This window comes from Rhizobium sp. 007 (genome assembly GCF_015353075.1).
In the GTDB taxonomy this organism is placed as follows: domain Bacteria; phylum Pseudomonadota; class Alphaproteobacteria; order Rhizobiales; family Rhizobiaceae; genus Rhizobium.
This window is the reverse complement of the sequence record NZ_CP064189.1, coordinates 442340-461509: the sequence shown is the minus strand read 5'-3', so window position 1 is coordinate 461509 and position 19170 is coordinate 442340. Positions and strand designations below refer to the sequence as shown.

General features: G+C 61.6%; 11 protein-coding genes and 4 pseudogenes. 11 read left to right on the top strand and 4 right to left on the bottom strand.

All coding sequences use genetic code 11. From position 1 onward, the window contains the following. Positions 1-141: 141 nt before the first annotated feature. The gene (locus ISN39_RS33285) at positions 142-426 is read left to right on the top strand and encodes an NYN domain-containing protein (protein ID WP_194732211.1); all 285 of its coding nucleotides are present in this window, start codon (positions 142-144) and stop codon (positions 424-426) included. A gap of 554 nt (positions 427-980) precedes the next feature. Then, a complete protein-coding gene (locus tag ISN39_RS33280; RefSeq protein WP_194732210.1) occupies positions 981-2273 on the top strand; it encodes an IS701 family transposase in 1293 nt (430 codons plus the stop codon). Positions 2274-2318: 45 nt separating this feature from the next. On the opposite strand, the gene ISN39_RS33275 is transcribed toward ISN39_RS33280, so the two are convergent. The 4 genes from ISN39_RS33275 to ISN39_RS33260 form a co-directional block, all read right to left on the bottom strand. Beyond that, entirely contained in the window at positions 2319-3197 is an 879-nt protein-coding gene (locus ISN39_RS33275; RefSeq protein WP_194732209.1) for an ankyrin repeat domain-containing protein, read from the bottom strand. 637 nt (positions 3198-3834) lie between these two features. Further along, positions 3835-4707 (bottom strand): hypothetical protein, encoded by an 873-nt coding sequence (locus tag ISN39_RS33270; RefSeq protein ID WP_194732208.1) that lies wholly within the window; start codon positions 4705-4707, stop codon positions 3835-3837. Then, entirely contained in the window at positions 4704-5294 is a 591-nt protein-coding gene (locus tag ISN39_RS33265; RefSeq protein WP_194732207.1) for a hypothetical protein, read from the bottom strand. Before ISN39_RS33265 ends, ISN39_RS33270 begins: the two co-directional genes overlap by 4 nt. 277 nt (positions 5295-5571) lie before the next feature. Beyond that, a complete protein-coding gene (locus ISN39_RS33260; protein WP_194732206.1) occupies positions 5572-6489 on the bottom strand; it encodes a recombinase family protein in 918 nt (305 codons plus the stop codon). A 507-nt stretch (positions 6490-6996) separates the two neighbouring features. Here ISN39_RS33260 and ISN39_RS33255 point away from each other — a divergent pair. The 9 genes and pseudogenes from ISN39_RS33255 (at position 6997) to ISN39_RS37760 (ending at position 19002) form a co-directional block, all read left to right on the top strand. Beyond that, positions 6997-8131: pseudogene (locus tag ISN39_RS33255) on the top strand (RHE_PE00001 family protein). A gap of 92 nt (positions 8132-8223) precedes the next feature. Beyond that, a pseudogene (locus ISN39_RS33250) lies at positions 8224-9421 on the top strand (IS256 family transposase). A gap of 228 nt (positions 9422-9649) precedes the next feature. Further along, positions 9650-10180 (top strand): 4'-phosphopantetheinyl transferase superfamily protein, encoded by a 531-nt coding sequence (locus tag ISN39_RS33245; protein ID WP_246763564.1) that lies wholly within the window; start codon positions 9650-9652, stop codon positions 10178-10180. A gap of 785 nt (positions 10181-10965) precedes the next feature. Then, positions 10966-14988: pseudogene (locus tag ISN39_RS38275) on the top strand (amino acid adenylation domain-containing protein); the annotation flags it as partial. Then, positions 14895-15299, top strand: coding sequence for a condensation domain-containing protein (locus tag ISN39_RS37775; RefSeq protein ID WP_281438349.1), 405 nt, complete (start codon positions 14895-14897; stop codon positions 15297-15299). The pseudogene ISN39_RS38275 and the gene ISN39_RS37775, both read left to right, overlap by 94 nt. Further along, positions 15235-16386, top strand: a pseudogene (locus ISN39_RS37770) (AMP-binding protein); the annotation flags it as partial. The gene ISN39_RS37775 and the pseudogene ISN39_RS37770, both read left to right, overlap by 65 nt. A gap of 37 nt (positions 16387-16423) precedes the next feature. Next, the gene (locus ISN39_RS37765) at positions 16424-17050 is read left to right on the top strand and encodes an AMP-binding protein (protein ID WP_348652019.1); all 627 of its coding nucleotides are present in this window, start codon (positions 16424-16426) and stop codon (positions 17048-17050) included. Positions 17051-17062: 12 nt separating this feature from the next. Further along, entirely contained in the window at positions 17063-18592 is a 1530-nt protein-coding gene (locus ISN39_RS33230) for a condensation domain-containing protein (RefSeq protein ID WP_194732205.1), read from the top strand. A 2-nt stretch (positions 18593-18594) separates the two neighbouring features. Continuing rightward, positions 18595-19002: a condensation domain-containing protein gene (locus ISN39_RS37760; protein WP_194732235.1), complete on the top strand. Its 408-nt coding sequence runs from the start codon at positions 18595-18597 to the stop codon at positions 19000-19002. The last annotated feature ends 168 nt before the right edge of the window (positions 19003-19170 follow it).

The window sequence follows — 19170 nt, the reverse complement described above, 5'->3', positions numbered from 1 at the left end:
TCTGCCGCAGTTAGCCGCGGCTAACTTGCCGGGGCTTCCATGATTTTATCCTAAGTGCACTATTGCAACGCTAGCGATATCCAGGGCTTAAGGTCGATACGCATCACAGTTAGCCGCGGCTAACTCCTCCAAATGAAGGCCATGCATGCAGTTGCTATCTCCGATGGGCTGCTTGAAGAGATCGCCCAGATCGGCGAGGCGAGCTTCCGCCGGATCTATGGCGATTCTCCGGCACACGCTCGAAGGCATGGGCGGATGCGCTGGCAAAGCATGCCCATCGTTCGACAGCAACGGCTTGCCTATGCGACGGGAAAGAATGCCTCCGATATAGCTCTGGTGGTTGACGCAATGGATTTTCCGCATAACGGCCGCTTCGGCGGCTTCTGCCTCCGCGAGCAGGGCGTCGATGTGTTCGGCTTCGGCTAGCAGAAGACACGGGAGACTTCTCGCCAAGCCTGCCGGCGGTTCGTCTACACCGAAACCTACTTCCCGGTGCGATCAAGGGCGAGCGGACGACCGCGTCTGCCGATAAGCCGCTGCAGCCGGCAGGCGCCGCCGTGCCGTCGATCAAAAAGGTGCTGTCGCAAGAGGGCACCGAAGATGGCTGGGTCAATCTGGGTACGGTCGGCAAGCAACTATCGAACCGGGCACCGTCTGGGGAACAGTTCTTCTGTGGTTGCCGTCCGTTGCGCAAGTAGTTTCTGACCTTTTTTGACGTGTGATCGAGTGCGGTCTTCTGTCAGGCCTTTGATTGCGGCGTTTCGAGAGACCGCTGGCCGGTATGGTGATCTGCGGATCGGGTCCAAATCTTGTTCCCGAGCTATAAGCTCCAGAGCTGTTACTGGTTGTCCCTATCCGGATCGGTTCGATCATGCGCCCATTCAGGTCATCGACTTCTCACACCTCCTTGCCGGCGCTGGCTATTCGCGAGCAGGACCTCCTTATCCATCGTGACATGCTCCAGAAGCCAGGGGTGACACGTGGACTGGCAAACCGATCTCGATCGCTGGCTTGCGCCGTTTGTCGCGGCGCTAGGGCACAAGACGCGGGCGCGGATGTGCCCTCTCTATGTCGCGGGTTTGATTGGTCCAGGAGACCGCAAGAGCGTTCAGCCGATGGCGGCGCGCGCTGGCGAGGTCGGCTACGATCAGCTTCATCATTTCGTCGCTGCCGGAGTTTGGGACAGTGCTCCACTCGAGGCTGCCCTGCTGAAGGAGGCAGATGGCCTGGTTGGCGATGAGGCGGGTTTTCTTGTCATCGATGACACGGCGTTGCCCAAGAAGGGACGTCACTCGGTTGGCGTCGCGCCACAATATGCCTCGTCGCTCGGAAAGACTGCCAATTGTCAGTCGCTGGTCTCGGTAACGTTGGCGTCACGCGAGGTGCCGGTGATGGTGGGCCTGCGGCTATTCCTGCCCGAGAGCTGGACAGATGATCCTGAGCGTATGGCGCGGGCCTGTGTGCCGAAGGATAGACAGACTGCTCTGACAAAGCCGGAGATTGCGATCGAGGAGGTCGACCGCGTCATCGCCTCCGGTGCTCGTTTCGGCTGTGTGCTTGCCGATTCAGGGTACGGCTCCAGCGGACCTTTCCGTCAGGCTTTGAGCGAGCGCGGTCTGCTGTGGGCAGTAGGTCTGTCGCGACGCCAGTACGTCTATCCCGCCGACGTTGCCCTGATCTTCCCCGTCGCGAAGGCCGGAAAGCCCCGCAAATACCACATCCCTGATCAGCCCCCGGTCTCTGCTGAAACGTTGTTGGCCGGAGGGAAATGGCAAAAGGTCAGCTGGCGGCGGGGCACCAAAGGTCGGCTGACATGTCTCTTCGCGGCCCGCCGTGTCCGTGTTGCGGATGGCCATAAGCACCGGATGCTCGATAACCGAATGCAATGCATGCCTGGCGACGAGGTTTGGCTTGTCGGCGAGCGGCGGTCAACCGGGGAGCAAAAATACTATGTGTCGAACCTGCCGGCCGATGCCACCATCAAGACGCTCGCTGCCACGATCAAGGCCAGGTGGGTCTGTGAACAGGCCCACCAGCAGCTCAAGGAGGAGCTTGGGCTCGACCACTTCGAAGGTAGATCCTGGACGGGATTACATCGACATGCGTTGATGACGATGATCGCCTACGCCTTCCTTCAATCCCGCCGCCTCAAAGCAGCGGGACGGAAAAAAAAGAGTCTCGGGGCCACCACCACAGCCAAGCATGCCGGCCATCAGGCAAGCGATCCTCGACCTCTTCGCACGACCTCCACCCCGACGATGTCCTCACTGTGACATGCTCCTTGCCGATATCGCAGAGCCTAAAGTGCCAAAGTAGTGCTAGCGGGTCTTTCTGAAGTCGAGCAGAGCTCCCAGCATCCGTTCTAGACATCTGCCCTCGGCGACGCGCCCAGAGCCATTGCAGTCGCTGAACGTGCAACCGCCTCCGAGCCTGTGCTCCAGCACTTTTTCTACGGTTATGCCGACAAAGTCCTTTGTCCTATAGTCTGTACGAGGCATCAGTTCCCTGTCGAGATTGGAAACCGTCAGCAGTAGTTTGAACTTAGACACGAGGGCGCTGTCTGCCCGGTCACAGGAAGAGTCGTAGGCGTCATCCGAGAAGTCGCCAAGAGGCCCGGCGTTGTGATTTGGATTGTTGTTGAGGGCGATTGCAAACAGGGGTGTCAGATCGTCGCCGGCCCACGAGTCCGAGGTCAGCTCAGGTTCGGCGCCGCCTTCAAGGAGCGCCGTCACTGTTTCCGGTCGGCCATCTTCAGCCGCCATTGTCAATGGTGTCGTCGTCTTGGCGTATTCGCTTCCCGGGAGTCGGCTCACGTTGATGCGATTGGACTTTGCCCCGTGCTTAAGGAGCATCTTGACCATGGGCGTATTGTCACAGGGGTCGTGGGCGATGATTGCGTTCATCAGAGGCGTCCATCGAGAGCCTCCGCGCGGACCATCGACCAGGGCGCCCCTCTTCAACAGTTCTTCAGCCATTTCCAAACGGGTACTAAGCCAAATTTGGCAGGCGTTCTCACGCACCTCGTGGCCATCCCCACGGAGGCCCTCGCGCTCAAGAAACGGATACAGAGTGTTGTCCGAGGTCGCGATCCACTCCAAAGCCATATCGCCGGTAGCGTCAGTGATGTTTGGGTCGCCAATTTCATCGAGCACAGCAAAGAACTTCTTGCTGTCGGCAGAGGAGGCCGCATCGAGCATTCTGGCGCTCGCGGATGCAGAGGCAGCACCATGCCCAGTTTGTCGGACAGGTATGCGTTAAGGACGCTCAGCGGTTGAACGATGCCGGCTGGGCATTTTTCGTCGGTCACGCGTATGAGCATCCCGTAGATCTTCTCGTCACGCAGGACCATCGATCCGCTCATGCTCTGCGCGAGCGGACAGGGATTGTTGCTGTCGGGCTTCGCCCTAACAGCAAGGTTGGAATTGCCGCTTGCAACAAACTCTATGGCCACATGGCTAAGGCTTGTGGGGGTCTCGCGGTGGACCAACTCATCAGGATAGGGCGGAGATGGTTCCGTCCCTGGAGAGGAAGCGGGACAATCGTCAAGCTGAAAGACCGAGAAGTCCAGCGCGCGGTCGGCCGCGAAGCGGTCGCCCCGTTTCGAGATCGAAGCCGAAGCTTCGTTGACGGTGATTTTCGCTTCCTCTGCTGAGGGATCGTCATCGAAGTCATCGGGCGCCAGCACGTGGAAAGGGGTAATTAGCCAGCAGTCGTTATTGTTTGAGAAAACGTATCCTTGACCCCTGTCGGGACCATCGACCTTTGCCTGCTGGGCGAGGGTGCTAGAGACCGCCGCAAGGAAGATAACAGAGATAGTTATCGCCCGAAACGTAATCACGGCTTCTTTCCAATTGCGGCTTCCCGCACCTTTTGAACCATCCCGAGCAGTGCGATCCAGAAGCCGATGAAGGCCCAGATGCCGATCAGGATTGGGTCGGCCTTTATCCGCTCCCACCACGAGAACTCGAGCGGAACGCCCTTCGTATCCCCATACCGCTCAATGATGACGCCCGTCGTGGGGTAGCGCGCCGCAATGTCGATCGGGCCGTTTCCTTCCACGCGGACGAATATGCTTCCTTTGGCGCCCCTCTCTCCCGTCAGCGTCAGCCGATCACCAAGACCGAGCTCGAGAGAGGGGCCGAAGATGACACCACCGCCCAGGCTGGAGTTGGCAATCGTGCGGATCTTTCCCTCGATGAGCAGCCATGCCGGAACAGGCTGATTGTAGCCAGTCCGGCCGATGGAGATGGCACTGGCCAGCATCCCGAAGGCGATAGGTTTTGGAAAGGCGTCACTGGGCGTCAGGACGGCGAAGACGCCGGAAGCCATAGGAGTACCGTTGACGAGTACCTTTGCATCGTTGTCGAGCGGTTGCGCGACTAGCTCAATGAGCTGTTTCGTGCGGCGAACGGCCACACGGAACCGACCCGCCAGAGTTACCCTCCCGGTGAATGCATCGGCGATTGCCGTTCCGCCATCCGGGCACGATCCGGTCTGAGTATTGGTAGTCGCAAAACTGCATAACCTTGCGTTCTCAACGCCAAAACCGCTCTCGTCGAGCACGGCACCTGGGGCCGTGTCGAACTGCAGCACTTCAGTCTGTGCAGACACATCGATCGTTGCGAACGAGGGCACAAATATGATGGTGATTGGTAACGCAATCAGCACGATGACGGTGCAAGCCGCGAGGGCGCGAAAGTAACTCATTCGCCGAGGACTCGGAACGGTAGCGGATCGCCTTTTCCCCCGAAGATGTCGGTGAAGTTGATGATGCCAGTGATCAGACTGCCGGCGGGCAAGCTGGCAGTGCAGACTGAGTCGAAGACTACTCTGCCCGTAGTGTTGCTGGGCTTACAGGTGCCAACGGCGCCTGGCGCATCGAAGGTTATCGACGGAGTTGCGTCGATGGCCTGGAAAACGAACTCAGCGGGCCCGGTCCATCGGTCCGCTGTTACAGACGCTATTGCAAATAACGGCGAGTCGGCTTGTCGCCATCGCGGCGGACACGCACTTGAATACGTCACCTCAATGCCGACTTCCGCGGGTTGACGCTCGGACAGAAATTGCTTCGGTGCCACGTCAAGCGGGAGAGAGAGCTTCACCGCGCCCGCCGATACCCCGGTCATATCGAACACTCCCGCAACTTGCAGAACGGCGTCGCCGGTGACAAGCCGTACACACAGTCGGGTGCCATGAACCGGATCGAAGTTCATATGGACGATGTTGGCGGCAATAGAGCCCTCGTTCGGCGTCGGGCGAACAGAGAGGAACCGGGCCGCCTCCATCGAAGCCATGGTAGAGCTTGCAGGCCTGATCGAGGGTCGTGAAGTCGGAACCGTCCCGCCCTTCGTGCATGGAGCCTTCAGGAAATTCCGGAAAGGCGGGGAAGAGCAGGTACCGGAAGACACCGCCGCCGCGGCCTTAGATGAAAGCGCTGGGCTGAAACTGCGGAGCGACGGCGATTACCGGCGCCTGGCCTTGGAAATTCTTCAAAGCCAAGCCTGGAAGAGCGTCCCACGGAAGTCGGGTAGGAAAAGGGACGCGCTATTGGTCGCCTGTTGCATCGTGTCCTCAGTGACGGATAAGGCCGAACCGGTGGGCTTCGTCAAGCAGGTCGCGGACGGAGGACGGCTGCCATTTTTTGCCGCCTCGCGCAGGGCGTTCTCCCATTTGATCCAGTTGAGTGGCAATATCTCGCAGCGATAGATCGGGATCGGCAATGGCGATCGCTGCCACCAGCTTCATCAGATGGTCCTCCGGCGCTCTGCGAGGCGACCGGGCAAGGAGTTCCTTTTCAGCCAGCTTTTCGCGGACCATACGATGCACGGCGCGCCGGAGCCGCTCAATGGTCCAGTCATGTCCACGACGGTTGAGAACCCGCACGACGTTGTCCCAGCTGTGCTGCGGCCGAAGCTGCCGCACCGTCGGCAGCCATGTTTGCGCGGAGGCAATGAGTTCGTCGAGATACAATTTCTCGCGTGCTTTCGAAACCGCCTTGATAGCCTCCGGTCGACGCTCTCGCAGACCAGGATTTCCGGGAAGCTTCCCTCTGGCTTTAGCAGCCTTAATGCCAGCCTTGGTCCGTTCCGCGATGAGCGCTCTTTCGAGCTGCGCGACAGCACCGAGAACCTGGAGAGAGAACATCCCTTGCGGGGTCGAGGTATCGATCGGATCCCGGATCGACCGAAAATGTACGCCGCGCACTTCGAGATCCTCGATGACCTGTAGCAGATGACTAACGGACCGCGCCAGCCGATCGAGCCGCACCACGACGAGGACGTCGCCGGCGGTGAGTTCTCCGAGCAATCGCGTCAACACCGGTCGAGCACGCGATGCACCAGAGCCGTGCTCTTGGTAGATACGATCGCAGCCGGCGGCACGCAGCTCGTCCATCTGGGCGTCATGGAGCTGATCCTCCGTCGAGACGCGGGCATAGCCGATGAGCCGCTTTGAATGCGGCGGGACGTTAACTGTTTGTCTCTTCGCCATCACGCTTTTCAACGACGCACCTCGAGGGCTTTTGTACAGATAAGGAATGCGTCAGAAAATGACCAGTTGCAAGCGTGTTTTATGGTCCAAATGCAGCCCCACCAGACTCGAAATAGGGTGCCAGACGAGTCTCGGGCCATGGTGGCGGGAAGCGCGCACTGGTGGGCTCCTGTGGCGGAAATGCCTGAAGACCAACGGATCTGGAGGAGGGGAGGGGCGAGCGCTGAGCGGCGCACCTGACGTGGTGAGCGCACGATATTGCCCCGCGAAAAGCCGCTGAGGCACTTCAGAGTTTCGCTCGTAGTCCGCCGAACCTGGCCTAAATCCACGAAAGGCCGGAAAACTAAGGGTTTCCGCTCAATCAGCGCGGGCGCCACTCTGATTTGCGAGAGGAAATCGATAACCTCCGATAAACGCTACTTATCGGAAGTTAGGACGCATCGCCACAATGCCCATGGATGGCAGAAGTAATGACGCATATCGCTTCTAGTTAATGCTGCATTTACCATGATTTCAATGCGTTATGATCTCGCGAAATTGCCCATCCAGAGCCTGCTGCGGCCGATCTCGGACGCCGGCACGCTTTGGCCGCCTCGACGAGCGCATTGCCCGCTCGCCGGTCGGTGCGGGCTTTCTCGAGCGCATGCGCCGATGCTTGCGCCTCGCTTTGGCTCGACGGCGAACTCGTCGATCTCGAGGACCTGGTCCTGCATGACGCCAGTCACGATATTCGCACGCCAACCCATGAACTGACCATCGCCCGCGACATCCTGAAAACCCGGCGGCGGATCGCGGCGCAGCCACCCGGCTGGGCGCTAAGTTCAGAGGGGATGCGAACGTCTCCGCGGCCAGGGTCAGAATGTGATCACCGACGGTGACGACGCCAGGGCCACCGCGGGAAACGGCGCACCGGATGCTGCGGATCTGACGGCGGGAGAAGGAGGGGAGGGGGCCAATCCCTCTGACCCGCTTGCGGCGCAATTCGCTGAGATCGATGCGGTGCTGGCCCGCTCGGAAGCGGTGCTGGAGGAAGAGAAGCGGCCGGGCCGGCACCAACGGTCGGGAAAAGGATCCGCTGGTCTATGATCTCGATTGGGACGAAGACGAACGGCTTGACGACTGGCGGGCGGTGCTTCGCGAGCTCGACGGCATGCCGCCGGTGCTGCAGGCGACATCGCCCTCGACGCCTGGCATGATCTGGCCGTGCTGCAACACGCGCCGTGGCTCGGGCGGCTGTTGGCAGGCGCAATCCTGCGCCAGGCCGGCGTCACGACCGCGGCGCATCTCGCCACCATCAATCTCGGGCTAAATCCACCCCTGTCGATCGGCGCCGGCATCGTGACCGTGAGACCCGGCTGGCTGCCATCGCGGAGGGTTTGATCGCGGCGGCCGAGATCGGTCTCAAGGAGCATGACCGGTTGGCGCTCGCGCATCAAATGATGCAGCGCAAGCTGGTCGACCCCGCACATCCTCAAAACTCCCCGCCCTGATCAACCTTGTCATTTCGCGCCGCTGGTCCGGCATGGTTTCGAAAACCCTCGAGGTGACGCCGCAGGCGGCCCGCCGCATTGTCGGCGAGCTGGGTCTGCGCGAGATGACCGGGAGATTTTGGGAGGATCCATTTGGTCATATCGTGCGGTAGTGTGCTGAAGGTTCTGCAAATTCCGAAATGAGAGCGGTCATGGCAAGCTGGTGATGTTCAAGCCACCTGATTCCCTGATGAGGAACGTCGCCATGACCAAGACGGAAAGTAAGACAGCCAGCGCCGCAGTCAAAGACATTCTTGTTTCCAATCCCGATGGCCTGCGGGAGATCATGCGCGTGATGATGCAGGAAGTGCTGGAAGCCGAGATGGAGCAGGCTTTGGGCGCTTCGAAGAGCGAACGCACATCGGAGCGCCTAGGCTACCGCTCGGGCTACTATGGCCGCACGCTGATCACCCGCGTCGGCAAGCTGGAACTGCGAGTGCCGCAGGATCGTTCGGGCCGCTTCTCCACCGAGCTGTTTGAGCGCTATCAGCGTTCTGAACAGGCGCTGGTTTCGACACTGGCGGAGATGTACGTCCAGGGTGTCTCGACACGGAAGGTGAAGGCGATCACTGAAGAACTGTGTGGGCATGCCTTCTCGGCTTCTGCGATTTCGGCCATCAACAAGCGGCTGGACGAAAGCCTCAAGGCTTTTGCCAAGCGCCTGCTTCCCGAGCCTTTCCCTTACCTCATCCTCGATGCCCGCTATGAGAAGGTGCGCGAAGCGGGCGTGGTCATGAGCCAGGCGGTGCTGATTGCAATCGGTATCGACTGGGACGGCCGCCGTCAGGTCCTGGCTGTCGAGATGGCCAATCGCGAGAGCAGCTCGTCATGGAAGGACTTCCTGCTCGGCCTGAAGACGCGAGGCCTTCACGGCGTTGAGTTTGTTGTCGCCGACGATCATGCCGGCTTGCGAGCCGCCATTCGCGAAGTGCTCAACGCAGCTGCCTATCAGCGCTGCTACGTGCATTTCCTCAGGAATGCGCTCGATCATCTGCCGCGCAAGGCCGACGACGACTGCCTGCAGGAACTACGCTGGATCTACGACCGCCGGGATCTCGCCGAGGCACGTGCCGATCTCGCCCAGTGGCTGGGAAAATGGCAGGGCAAGTATCCCAGGCTTACCGATTGGGTCGAGGAAACGATCAAGGAGACACTGACCTTCTATCGGCTGCCTCGCCGGCACCACAAGCACATGAAGTCGACCAATATGCTTGAACGCTTCAATGAGGAGATCGGGCGCCGAACCTATATGTCGTGCGTATCTTTCCCAATACGGCCAGTTGCTTGCGTCTGGTGCGGGCGCTTGCGTGGAAACGCACGAGAACTGGCTGGAAGCCAACCGCTACATCAACATGGAGGACCTGAAAGAACACAAGAAGATCATGCTCAAAGCAGCCGCATGACCAGCTTCATGACCGCCAATTTTGCAGAACTTGACGCACACAACCTATCGTGCGTCTACTCCGCGCCAACTGCTCTTGCTGGACGTGACATCGCCTGTGTCTCACTCAAAGCTAGCTACGTTGGCTGAGATACCCATTCGGAAAGCTCAAAGGGGCGGACATTATAACGCTTGATCAACAGAACACCTCGTCGGCATTCGTTCGATAGAACGCACCGACGAGGCCGCCTTGTTCGCATCCGAAGTTGCTGCGCTGGGACGCGCTGTTGCGAAAGTCCGTCGCCAAAGCGGTGCTGCAAGAATCATCGCCCGAATACTCCTGGGCGAACTAGGATTTCCACCGATGCCTATCCTAAAGACGCGGTCGGGTATTCCGACCTGGCCAGCCGGCATTGTTGGCTCTTTGGCTCATCACGATACAGTAGCAGCAGCCACTATTGCAGGGAAGAAAAGGATTGCAACGGTTGGTATCGACATCGAACCAAATGAACTTCTTCCGGAGAACTTGATTGAATTGATTGCAACTCCTAGGGAGCAACGCATGTACGACTTGCGTATGCTCCAGCGGCGGGACCTCTTTGTTTTAAAGGAGGCGGTATATAAGGCGTATTTTCCACTATATAATGACTTTCTTGAATTCCAAGACGTTGAAATTGATATTCGCGCCCGTTCAGGATACGTGCAGAAGGCAAATTGCACCTTTTTCCTAGAGCTACTTATTTCCAAAAATGTAATCGGTTTGGCGTATTTGAGATCCTGATCGAAATAGATTGAATCAGAACCGCTTGGTGAAGGAGCTGCGGCTGGCGGGTCCGCGTTGTCCGATGTCCGACAATTCCGCGTTGTCCGATGTCCGACAATGCCGAACATGCGACATAGCAGTGTTAACGCCACCATATTGTTCTAAAATGACTTTCTCCTTTGGCACGGTATATGCGCGTTCACCTACGAACGCGCATGGATAAGGAGAAATGGTCCCTTGATCACGCTCACTGGAAGCCAGACGAAGTCAAGGTGGTTGCAATACTGCCGATACAGTATTGCAGAGGGCGGGGGCTTGCTAAGCACTGTGGGAAGATCTGGTTCAGCGCAAGAGTTTCGTTACCCTCAATACGAGCCAAATAACACAATCGATCGTGGCAGGGCTGTTGATCGAACAGGGGATAAGTTTGCGTGGCTGGGTTCAGCCGGCGCTGGATTGGTATCGTGCGAAGCGCGACGTCATGTTGCGTAGTGTGTTTTCGCCTTTCCCGGAGCAGATTCGATGGAATCGACCCTCTGGCGGCTTCTTCCTGACTTTTGCTCTTCCTTTCAGATTTGGCGCGGACAGCGTGGACGAGTGTGCAAGGTGCGACAATGTCATTGTTAGCCGATGAGTTTCTTTGCGTTGGACAACTCTCAAGACTGCCGGATTCGATTAGCGTTCAGCACGGTTACCCCCGAGCAGATCCGAACCAGTGTGGTGACTGGTTTGGGCCACTGCGAAGCGCGGCGCCTAGAGCGGGAACTGTCCAGCCGACTGGGTCGAGTGGCTGAGGGGTGAAGATGGTATATCGGCCTTCTCCGACGCGCGGGAGTGCCTGCCAATCAGACGACCGGGATAAGCAACCTGCAGCGCGATCGATCTCCTCCAGCGTCGTTGTTGGCAGTGGTACGCTCGCTATCCGCTGCGCTCAGCTGGCAATGGAGATGGGCCACGTCATTGGTGCGGCCCTGTCCGGCGACGCCATATTCGCAGAGTGGGCGACTCGCGCCAACATCCCGTGTGTAGCGAGCGTTGAAGAGCTCTCGTCTTTTTTGGAGGCCGAACCGGTAGATTGGATTTTCTCGGTTGCCAATCCGTTCATATTGCCACCGGACGTGTTTGGGCGAGTGCGTCAAGGTGCTTTCAATTACCACGACGGTCCATTGCCACGATATGCGGGAACGCACGCGACGTCCTGGGCGCTGCTGGCGCAGGAGACCGAATATGCCATCACGTGGCATCGGATCGATGATGGTGTTGATACGGGTGACGTCGTGGTTCAGCGCCAAGTGCTGATTGCGCCCGCCGATACGGCGTTGACCCTGAACCTTAAATGTTATGAAGCCGCGATCGAGGGCTTCCGCGAGCTTTTAACTGGCTTGGCGAAGGGAGAGCTCACTGCCTATCCGCAGGCGCTGGTGAGCAGAAGCTACTTTCCGAGACGTCGACGCCCGGATGCGGCAGGCTGTCTGCGATGGGATCGGCCCGCGCAAGATCTGTCAGCGATGACGCGTGCCTTGAACTTGGGCCCATATCATCCCAATCCATTGGGTCTGCCCAAGGCTCTCGTAGGCGATGAGGTGGTCACAGTCAGACGCTTGGAGGTGCTGCCTCAACGCTCGGGCCTCCCGGCAGGTTCTCTGCTTGAAATCCACTCCAGCCACTGGCGGGTGGCGACGGGTACACAGGATGTCGATGTTTGCTTTGGCAGCTCCGATGGTCAGGCGGTGGACGCGCGAGCCCTCGCCAGGCATTCCAATCTGGATGAAGGTGGTCGCCTTCCAATTTTGAGCGAAGATGAGGCGCGGAGCATAACTGCGACCTATGAATTGCTGGCGCCTTCAGAGGATTTTTGGCGACAGCGGCTGGAGCAGCTTAGAATATTGCAGTTTCCTTTCCTGTCGTCCTGCGTGCCTGAGGCGCCGCCCAAACGGCAGTCGAGTTCGTGGTTCATTGCAAGTGCTTTGGCTAAGCTGTCGCCAAATGATCGCACGGAATACTTGGTAACGGCTTGGCTGATCTATCTCGCCCGCATCACCGGAGAAACAGAGCTTCAACTGGGATGGACGCCTGCACCGGATCGATCGCAAACTGGCTCTAAAGCGGTGGAGGTGCTTATCGCCTCTGTCGTGCCGATGGAAGTTACCATTGAGCTTGCACATGATTTTGAAGAAGTGCGCAAAGCGGTGGCGGCCGAATTCGCTCAGCTGAGGGAGCACGGTAGCTTTGCCCGGGATGTTATCGCGCGCTGCCCGACATTGCGAGGTGTGGAGGCGCTACGGTCTCACCAGCCCTGGCCGATTGGCATCACAATCACCACAGACAGCGGTTCCGTCGCTGGCGATCTGACGACAAGCCAAAGTGCTGGGTCAGCCCCATGCGGCGATTTGCTGACGTTTGAGGTTTGCGCTCTGGATGGGAGCTTTCGATGGCATTTTGACGCAAGTCGACTAGCGCCCGAGCAGATCGACCGTATGACGCAGCATTTGCAAACTTTGTTATATGGTGTGACGGCCGATGCAGGACAGCCGGTCGGCCGCATCGACATCCTGCCGGCCGCCGAGCGCACCTACCTGCTGGAGGATCTGAACCGGACGGCGGCCGATTATCCGTCGGATCTTTGCATCCACGAACTGTTCGAGGCGCAGGTGCAGCGTGCGCCCGACGCGGTGGCGGTGGTCCATGAGGACGAGCGCCTGAGCTATGGCGAGCTCAACGCGCGGGCCAACCGGCTGGCGCATCATCTGATCGGGCTCGGGGTCAGGCCGGACCAGCCGGTGGCGATCTGCCTGGAGCGCAGCCCGGCGATGGTGGTGGGGCTGCTGGCGATCCTCAAGGCGGGCGGCGCCTATCTGCCGCTGGACCCGGCCTATCCGTGCGCGCGGCTGCGGCAGGTGCTCGAGGATGCCGCACCGCGGCTGCTGCTTTGCGATGCCGCCGGACGCGCCGCACTCGGCGCCGAGGCGCTTGCGGCCGTGAGTGTGGTCGACGTGGATGCGGCAATACCCGCCTGGGCGGATGCGCCATCTTCCGACCCCGACCCGCAGGCGCTCGGCCTGACCGCACGCCATCTCGCCTATGTCATCTACACATCCGGTTCAACCGGAACACCAAAAGGCGTCATGATCGAGCATGCGAGCACCGTGAACCTGCTGCTTTGGAACAGCTGCGCCTTCGCAGGGTCAGAGATCGGCCGCATGCTGTTCTCCACCTCGATCAATTTTGATTTGTCCGTCTATGAGTGCTTCGTGCCGCTGTCGCAGGGAAGCAGGCTCTATCTCGTCGGGAATGCATTGGACTTGGCGCAGACGTCCCTGGATGTCTCCATGATCAACACCGTGCCCTCGGTGATCACATCCCTGCTCGACAGGAAAACCGTGCCGCTATCGGCAAGCATCATCAATCTAGCAGGCGAACGGCTGAAGCCGGAGCTGATCGAGAGGATCTTCGGGGAGAGTCGGGTACAGAAGATCTGCAACCTGTATGCTCCATCCGAGACGACGACATATTCGACCTGGATTTGCATGCCAAGGGGAGAGGCCGTCGTCGAGACGATCGGCCGTCCGATATCGAACACGCGGATGTACCTGCTGGACGCTCATGGCCAGCCGGTTCCGTTCGGGGCGGTGGGCGAGCTCTATATCGGCGGGGCGGGGGTGGCGCGTGGCTACCTCAACCGTCCCGATCTGACGGCGGAGCGGTTCCTGGCCGATCCGTTCAGCGATGAGGCAGGCGCCCGGATGTACCGGACCGGCGACCTGGCCCGCTACCTGCCGGACGGCAATCTGGAGTTTCTGGGCCGCAACGACGACCAGGTGAAGATCCGCGGCTTCCGCATCGAGCCGGGCGAGATCGCCGCGCGGCTTTGCGAGCACGCCCGGGTGCGCGAGGCGGTGGTGGTGGCGCGCCAGGACCGCGCCGGCGACAAGCACCTTGTCGCCTATGTCGTGTGTGGACCCGAGGCCGGATCGGACGACGAGGATGGAAGCGGGCTGGCCGTCGCCTTGCGGGCGCATCTGGGCGGGCGGCTGCCGGACTACATGGTGCCGTCGGCGTTCGTGCGGCTATCGGCGCTGCCCTTGACGGCGAACGGCAAGCTCGACCGCAAGGGGCTGCCGGCGCCGGCCGACGACGCCTATGCGCGCCGCAGCTATGAGGCGCCGCAGGGCGGGATCGAGACGGCGCTGGCCGAGATCTGGGCGGAGCTCCTCGGGGTCGAGCGGGTCGGACGCCACGACCACTTCTTCGAGCTCGGCGGCCATTCCTTGCTGGCGGTGCAGCTCTTGAGCCGGCTGTCACAGGCTGTTGGTGTGGAACTGCCGCTGACGAGGCTGTTTGCCACGCCGGTGCTTTCCGATCTGGCAGAAAGCATCGTCGAGGTGTTGAGCCGCGCCGGTCCGCAAGAGCTGACGGCGATTGTGGCCGTGTCACGTCATGAGCCGCTTGTGCTGTCGTTTGCGCAGCAGCGGCTATGGTTTTTGGCGCAGCTGGACGAGGGCAGCACCAACTATCACATTCCGCTGGCCTTGCGGCTGCGTGGTAGGCTCGACCGCACCGTCTGGCAGCGCAGCCTTGACCGTTTGTTTGCCCGTCATGAGGCGCTGCGCAGTGTCTTTGTCGCACCGCAGGGCAAGCCCCGGGTTGAGGTTCTGCCGCCGGATGCGGGGCTGCCGGTGACAGTGCACGATCTGCACGGGCTGCCGGATGCGGATGCCGTGCTTTCCGAGCTGTGCGACGAAGAGATGCACTCGCCGTTCGACCTGGCGCGCGGGCCGCTGATCCGCGGCCGGCTGATCCGGCTGGCGGAGGACGAACACGTCTTCCTGCTGACCCAGCATCATATCGTCTCCGACGGCTGGTCGATGGGCGTGCTGGTGCGGAGCTCAGTCAGCTTTACCGGGCGTTCGAGGCTGGAGAGGACGATCCCTTGCCGCCGCTGGCGATCCAGTATCCGGATTATGCCGCCTGGCAACGCCAATGGCTGTCGGGGGAACGGCTGCAGAGCCAGGCGCAGTATTGGCGCAACGCCTTGGCAAACGCTCCGGCCCGTCTTGCCTTGCCGACGGACCGTGCGCGTCCGGCCCAGCAGTCGTTTGCCGGGGCCAGTGTGCCTGTTGTCATCGATCAGGACTGACGCGGGGGCTGAAGCGGCTAAGCCGGCAGCATGGCACGACCTTGTTCATGACGGTGCTGGCGGCCTGGGCGGCGGTGCTGTCGCGTCTGTCGGGGCAGGACGACTTGTGATCGGCGTGCCGAGCGCCAATCGTGGCCGGGCGAGATCGAAGATTGATGGCTTCTTCGTCAACACCCTGGCGCTTCGGGTCGACCTGTCGGGCGAGCCTGATGTGTCGCAGCTTCTGGAACGGACGCGGCGCACGGCCCTGGCTGCGCAGGAGCATCAGGACCTGCCGTTCGAACAGGTGGTGGAGATCGTCAAGCCGCCCCGGCATCTGATCACACGCCGCTGTTCCAGGTGATGTTGGCCTGGCAGAACAACACCGTCGGGTCATTGACCTGCCGGGCTGCGGGAGGCTGCGGGCGAGGGGCTCGATCAGGTCAAGTTCGATCTGGAGCTGAGCCTTGGCGAGCATGGCGAGGAGATCGCCGGAACGTTCGGCTATGCCACGGCGCTGTTCGATCAGGCGACGATCGAGCGGCAGCGTGGTTATCTGCTGGCGCTGCTGCGGGCGATGGTTGCCGATGCCGACCAGCCGGTCGGCCGCATCGAGCTGCTGTCATCAGATGAGCGCACCTATCTGCTGGAGGATCTGAACCGGACGGCGGCGGCCTATCCGTCGGAGCGCTGCATCCACGAGCTGTTCGAGCAACAGGTCCGGCGCGCACCCGAAGCCGTCGCCCTCGTCCATGAGGACGAAGAGCTGAGCTATGGCGCGCTCAACGCCCAGGCCAACCGGCTGGCCCATCATCTGATTGCGCTGGGTAAGCCGGATCAGCCGGTGGCGATCTGCCTGGAGCGCAGCCCGGCGATGGTGGTGGGACTTTTGGCGATCCTCAAGGCGGGCGGCGCCTATCTGCCGCTGGACCCGGCCTATCCGTGCGCGCGGCTGCGGCAGGTTGTCGAGGATGCCGCACCGCACCTGCTGCTTTGCGATGCCGTCGGACGCGCCGCACTCGGCCCGGAGGCGCTTGTCGATCTGACGGTGATCGATCTGGAGACGGCCACCCCGGCCTGGGCCGAACTGCCGGCCTCGAACCCGGACCCGCGCGCCCTTGGCCTGACCGCGCGCCATCTCGCCTATGTCATCTACACCTCAGGCTCACCGGAACCCCAAAGGCGTCATGGTCGAGCATCGGGGATTGGTGCGTCTGGTGGCGGGCAACGATTTCGTCGAAATCTCGCCGCAGGACATCTTTCTCAATGCCTCCTCGCCGACATTCGACGCGACCACGTTCGAGGTCTGGGGTGCCTTGGCGAACGGCGCCAGGGTTGTGCTCTATCCTGAACGTCACCTCTCGACCGCAACGCTGGCCCAGATCATCCAGGACCAAGGCGTCACCATCGCTTGGATGACTGCCCGGTTGTTCGACGTCTATGTCGCGGAGGGGCGGAGCACCAATCGGCTACAGCAACTGCTGGTCGGGGGCGAGGAGGTCTCCATCGCTTCCATCAGGGCATGCCAGAAGCGACATCCGACGCTGCGAATCTCAAATGGCTACGGCCCGACAGAGAACACCACCTTTAGTCTTTGTATCCGGTGCCTGCTGAGTTCGATGGCCGGCAACGGGTGCCGCTGGGTCGACCAATTCGCAATTCGGTGGCCTATCTGTTGGATCGGTTTGCCCAGCCCGTGCCGTTCGGGGCGGCGGGAGAGCTTTACATCGGCGGGGCAGGGTTGCGCGGGGCTACCTCAACCGCCCCGCTGACGGCCGAGCGGTTTGGCCGATCCGTTCAGCGATGAGGCAGGCGCCCGGCTGTACCGGACCGGCGACCTGGGGCGTTATCTGCCGGACGGCAATCTGGAGTTCCTCGGCCGCAACGACGACCAGGTGAAGATCCGCGGCTTCCGTATCGAGCCGGGCGAGATCGCCGCACGGCTTTGCGAGCACGCCCGGGTGCGCGAGGCGGCGGTGGTGGCGCGCCAGGACCGCGCCGGCGACAAGCACCTTGTCGCCTATGTCGTGTGTGGACCCGAGGCCGGATCGGACGACGACGATGGAAGCGGGCTGGCCGGCGCCTTGCGGGCGCATCTGGGCGGGCGGCTGCCGGACTACATGGTGCCGTCGGCGTTCGTGCGGCTCGAAGCGCTGCCCTTGACGGCGAACGGCAAGCTCGACCGCAAGGGGCTGCCGGCGCCGGCCGACGACGCCTATGCGCGCCGCAGCTATGAGGCGCCGCAGGGCGGGATCGAGACGGCGCTGGCCGGGATCTGGGCCGAGCTTCTGGGGCTGGAGCGGGTCGGACGCCACGACCACTTCTTCGAGCTCGGCGGCCACTCGCTCCTGGCGGTTCAATTGATGGAGCGGCTGCGGCGGCTGTCGCTGGGGGTGGAGGTGCGCACCCTGTTCGCCAGGCCGGTGCTGGCCGATCTCGCCGCAAGCCTGGGCAGCCATCACGAGGTGGCGGTGCCTGCCAACCTGATCACCGAGGAGAGTACGGCGATTACGCCGCAGATGCTGCCGCTCATCGATCTGACCCAGGAGGAGATCGACCGGATCGTCGCCACGGTTCCCGGCGGCGTCGGCAACATCCAGGACATTTATGGCCTGTCGCCGCTGCAGGACGGCATCCTGTTCCATCATCTGCTGGCCAGCCGGGGCGATCCATATCTGCTGGTCTCGCAGATGGCGTTCGCCGACCGGGGTCTGCTGGAGCGCTATCTAGCGGCGGTTCAGCAAGTCGTGGATCGGCACGACATCCTGCGCACCGCCTTTGTCTGGGAGGGGCTGTCGAGCCCGGCCCAGGTGGTGTGGCGGAAAGCGCCGCTGCAGGTGAGCGAGGTCGAGCTGGATGACTGTGACGGTTCCGGCGCCGAGGAGCTCCGGCGCCGGTTTGATCCACGCCGGCAGCGCATCGACCTTGGCCGGGCGCCGCTGTTGCGGTTTGTGATCGCGCGCGAGCCGGGCAGCGGGCGCTGGCTGCTGCTGGAGCTGCAGCATCATCTGATCGGGGATCACACGACGCTGGAAGTGATGCATGCCGAGGTGCGGGCCGTGCTCGACGGGCGTGCGCATGAGCTGGCAGCGCCGCAGCCGTTCCGCAATCTGGTGGCGCAGGCGCGGCTGGGGGTTGATGCCAAGGCGCATGAAGAGTTCTTCCAGGAACAGTTGGCCGACATCGACGAGCCGACCATGCCGTTTGGGCTGAGCGAGGTCTATGGTGATGGCATCGGGTCTCACGAGGCGCGGCGGATGTTGCCGCAGGCGCTCAACGATCGGCTGCGGCAACAAGCGCGGCGGCTCGGGTAAGCCTGGCGAGCCTTTGCCATCTGGCCTGGGGGCAGGTGGTGGCGCGCAGCAGCGGCCGTGAGCAGGTGGTGTTCGGCACGGTGCTGTTCGGCCGCATGCATGCGGGTGCGGGCGCCGACCGGGCGCTGGGCCTGTTCATCAACACCCTGCCTGTGCGGCTCGACCTCGACGGGACCGGGGTCGAGGCGAGCGTGCGGACCACCCATGCGCGGCTTTCCGAGCTGCTGGCGCACGAGCATGCCTCGCTGGCGCTGGCGCAACGCTGCAGCGGGGTGGCGGCGCCGGCGCCGCTGTTCAGCGCGCTGTTGAACTACCGTCACAACACGCACCGGCGCTCGCCTGCGAAGCGGATGATCTCCTGTCCGGCATGGAATGGCTGGGCGGCGAGGAGCGCACCAACTATCCGCTGACCCTGTCGGTGGAGGATTTTGGCGAGGCGCTCGGCCTCACGGCGCAGGTGGCGGAGCCGTGTCTGCGGATCGGGTTGCGGCTACATGCAGCAGGTGCTCGAGCAATTGGCGAGGCGCTGGAGCATGCCCCAATAGGCCGGTGCGCGAGTCGACATCCTGCCGGCCGCC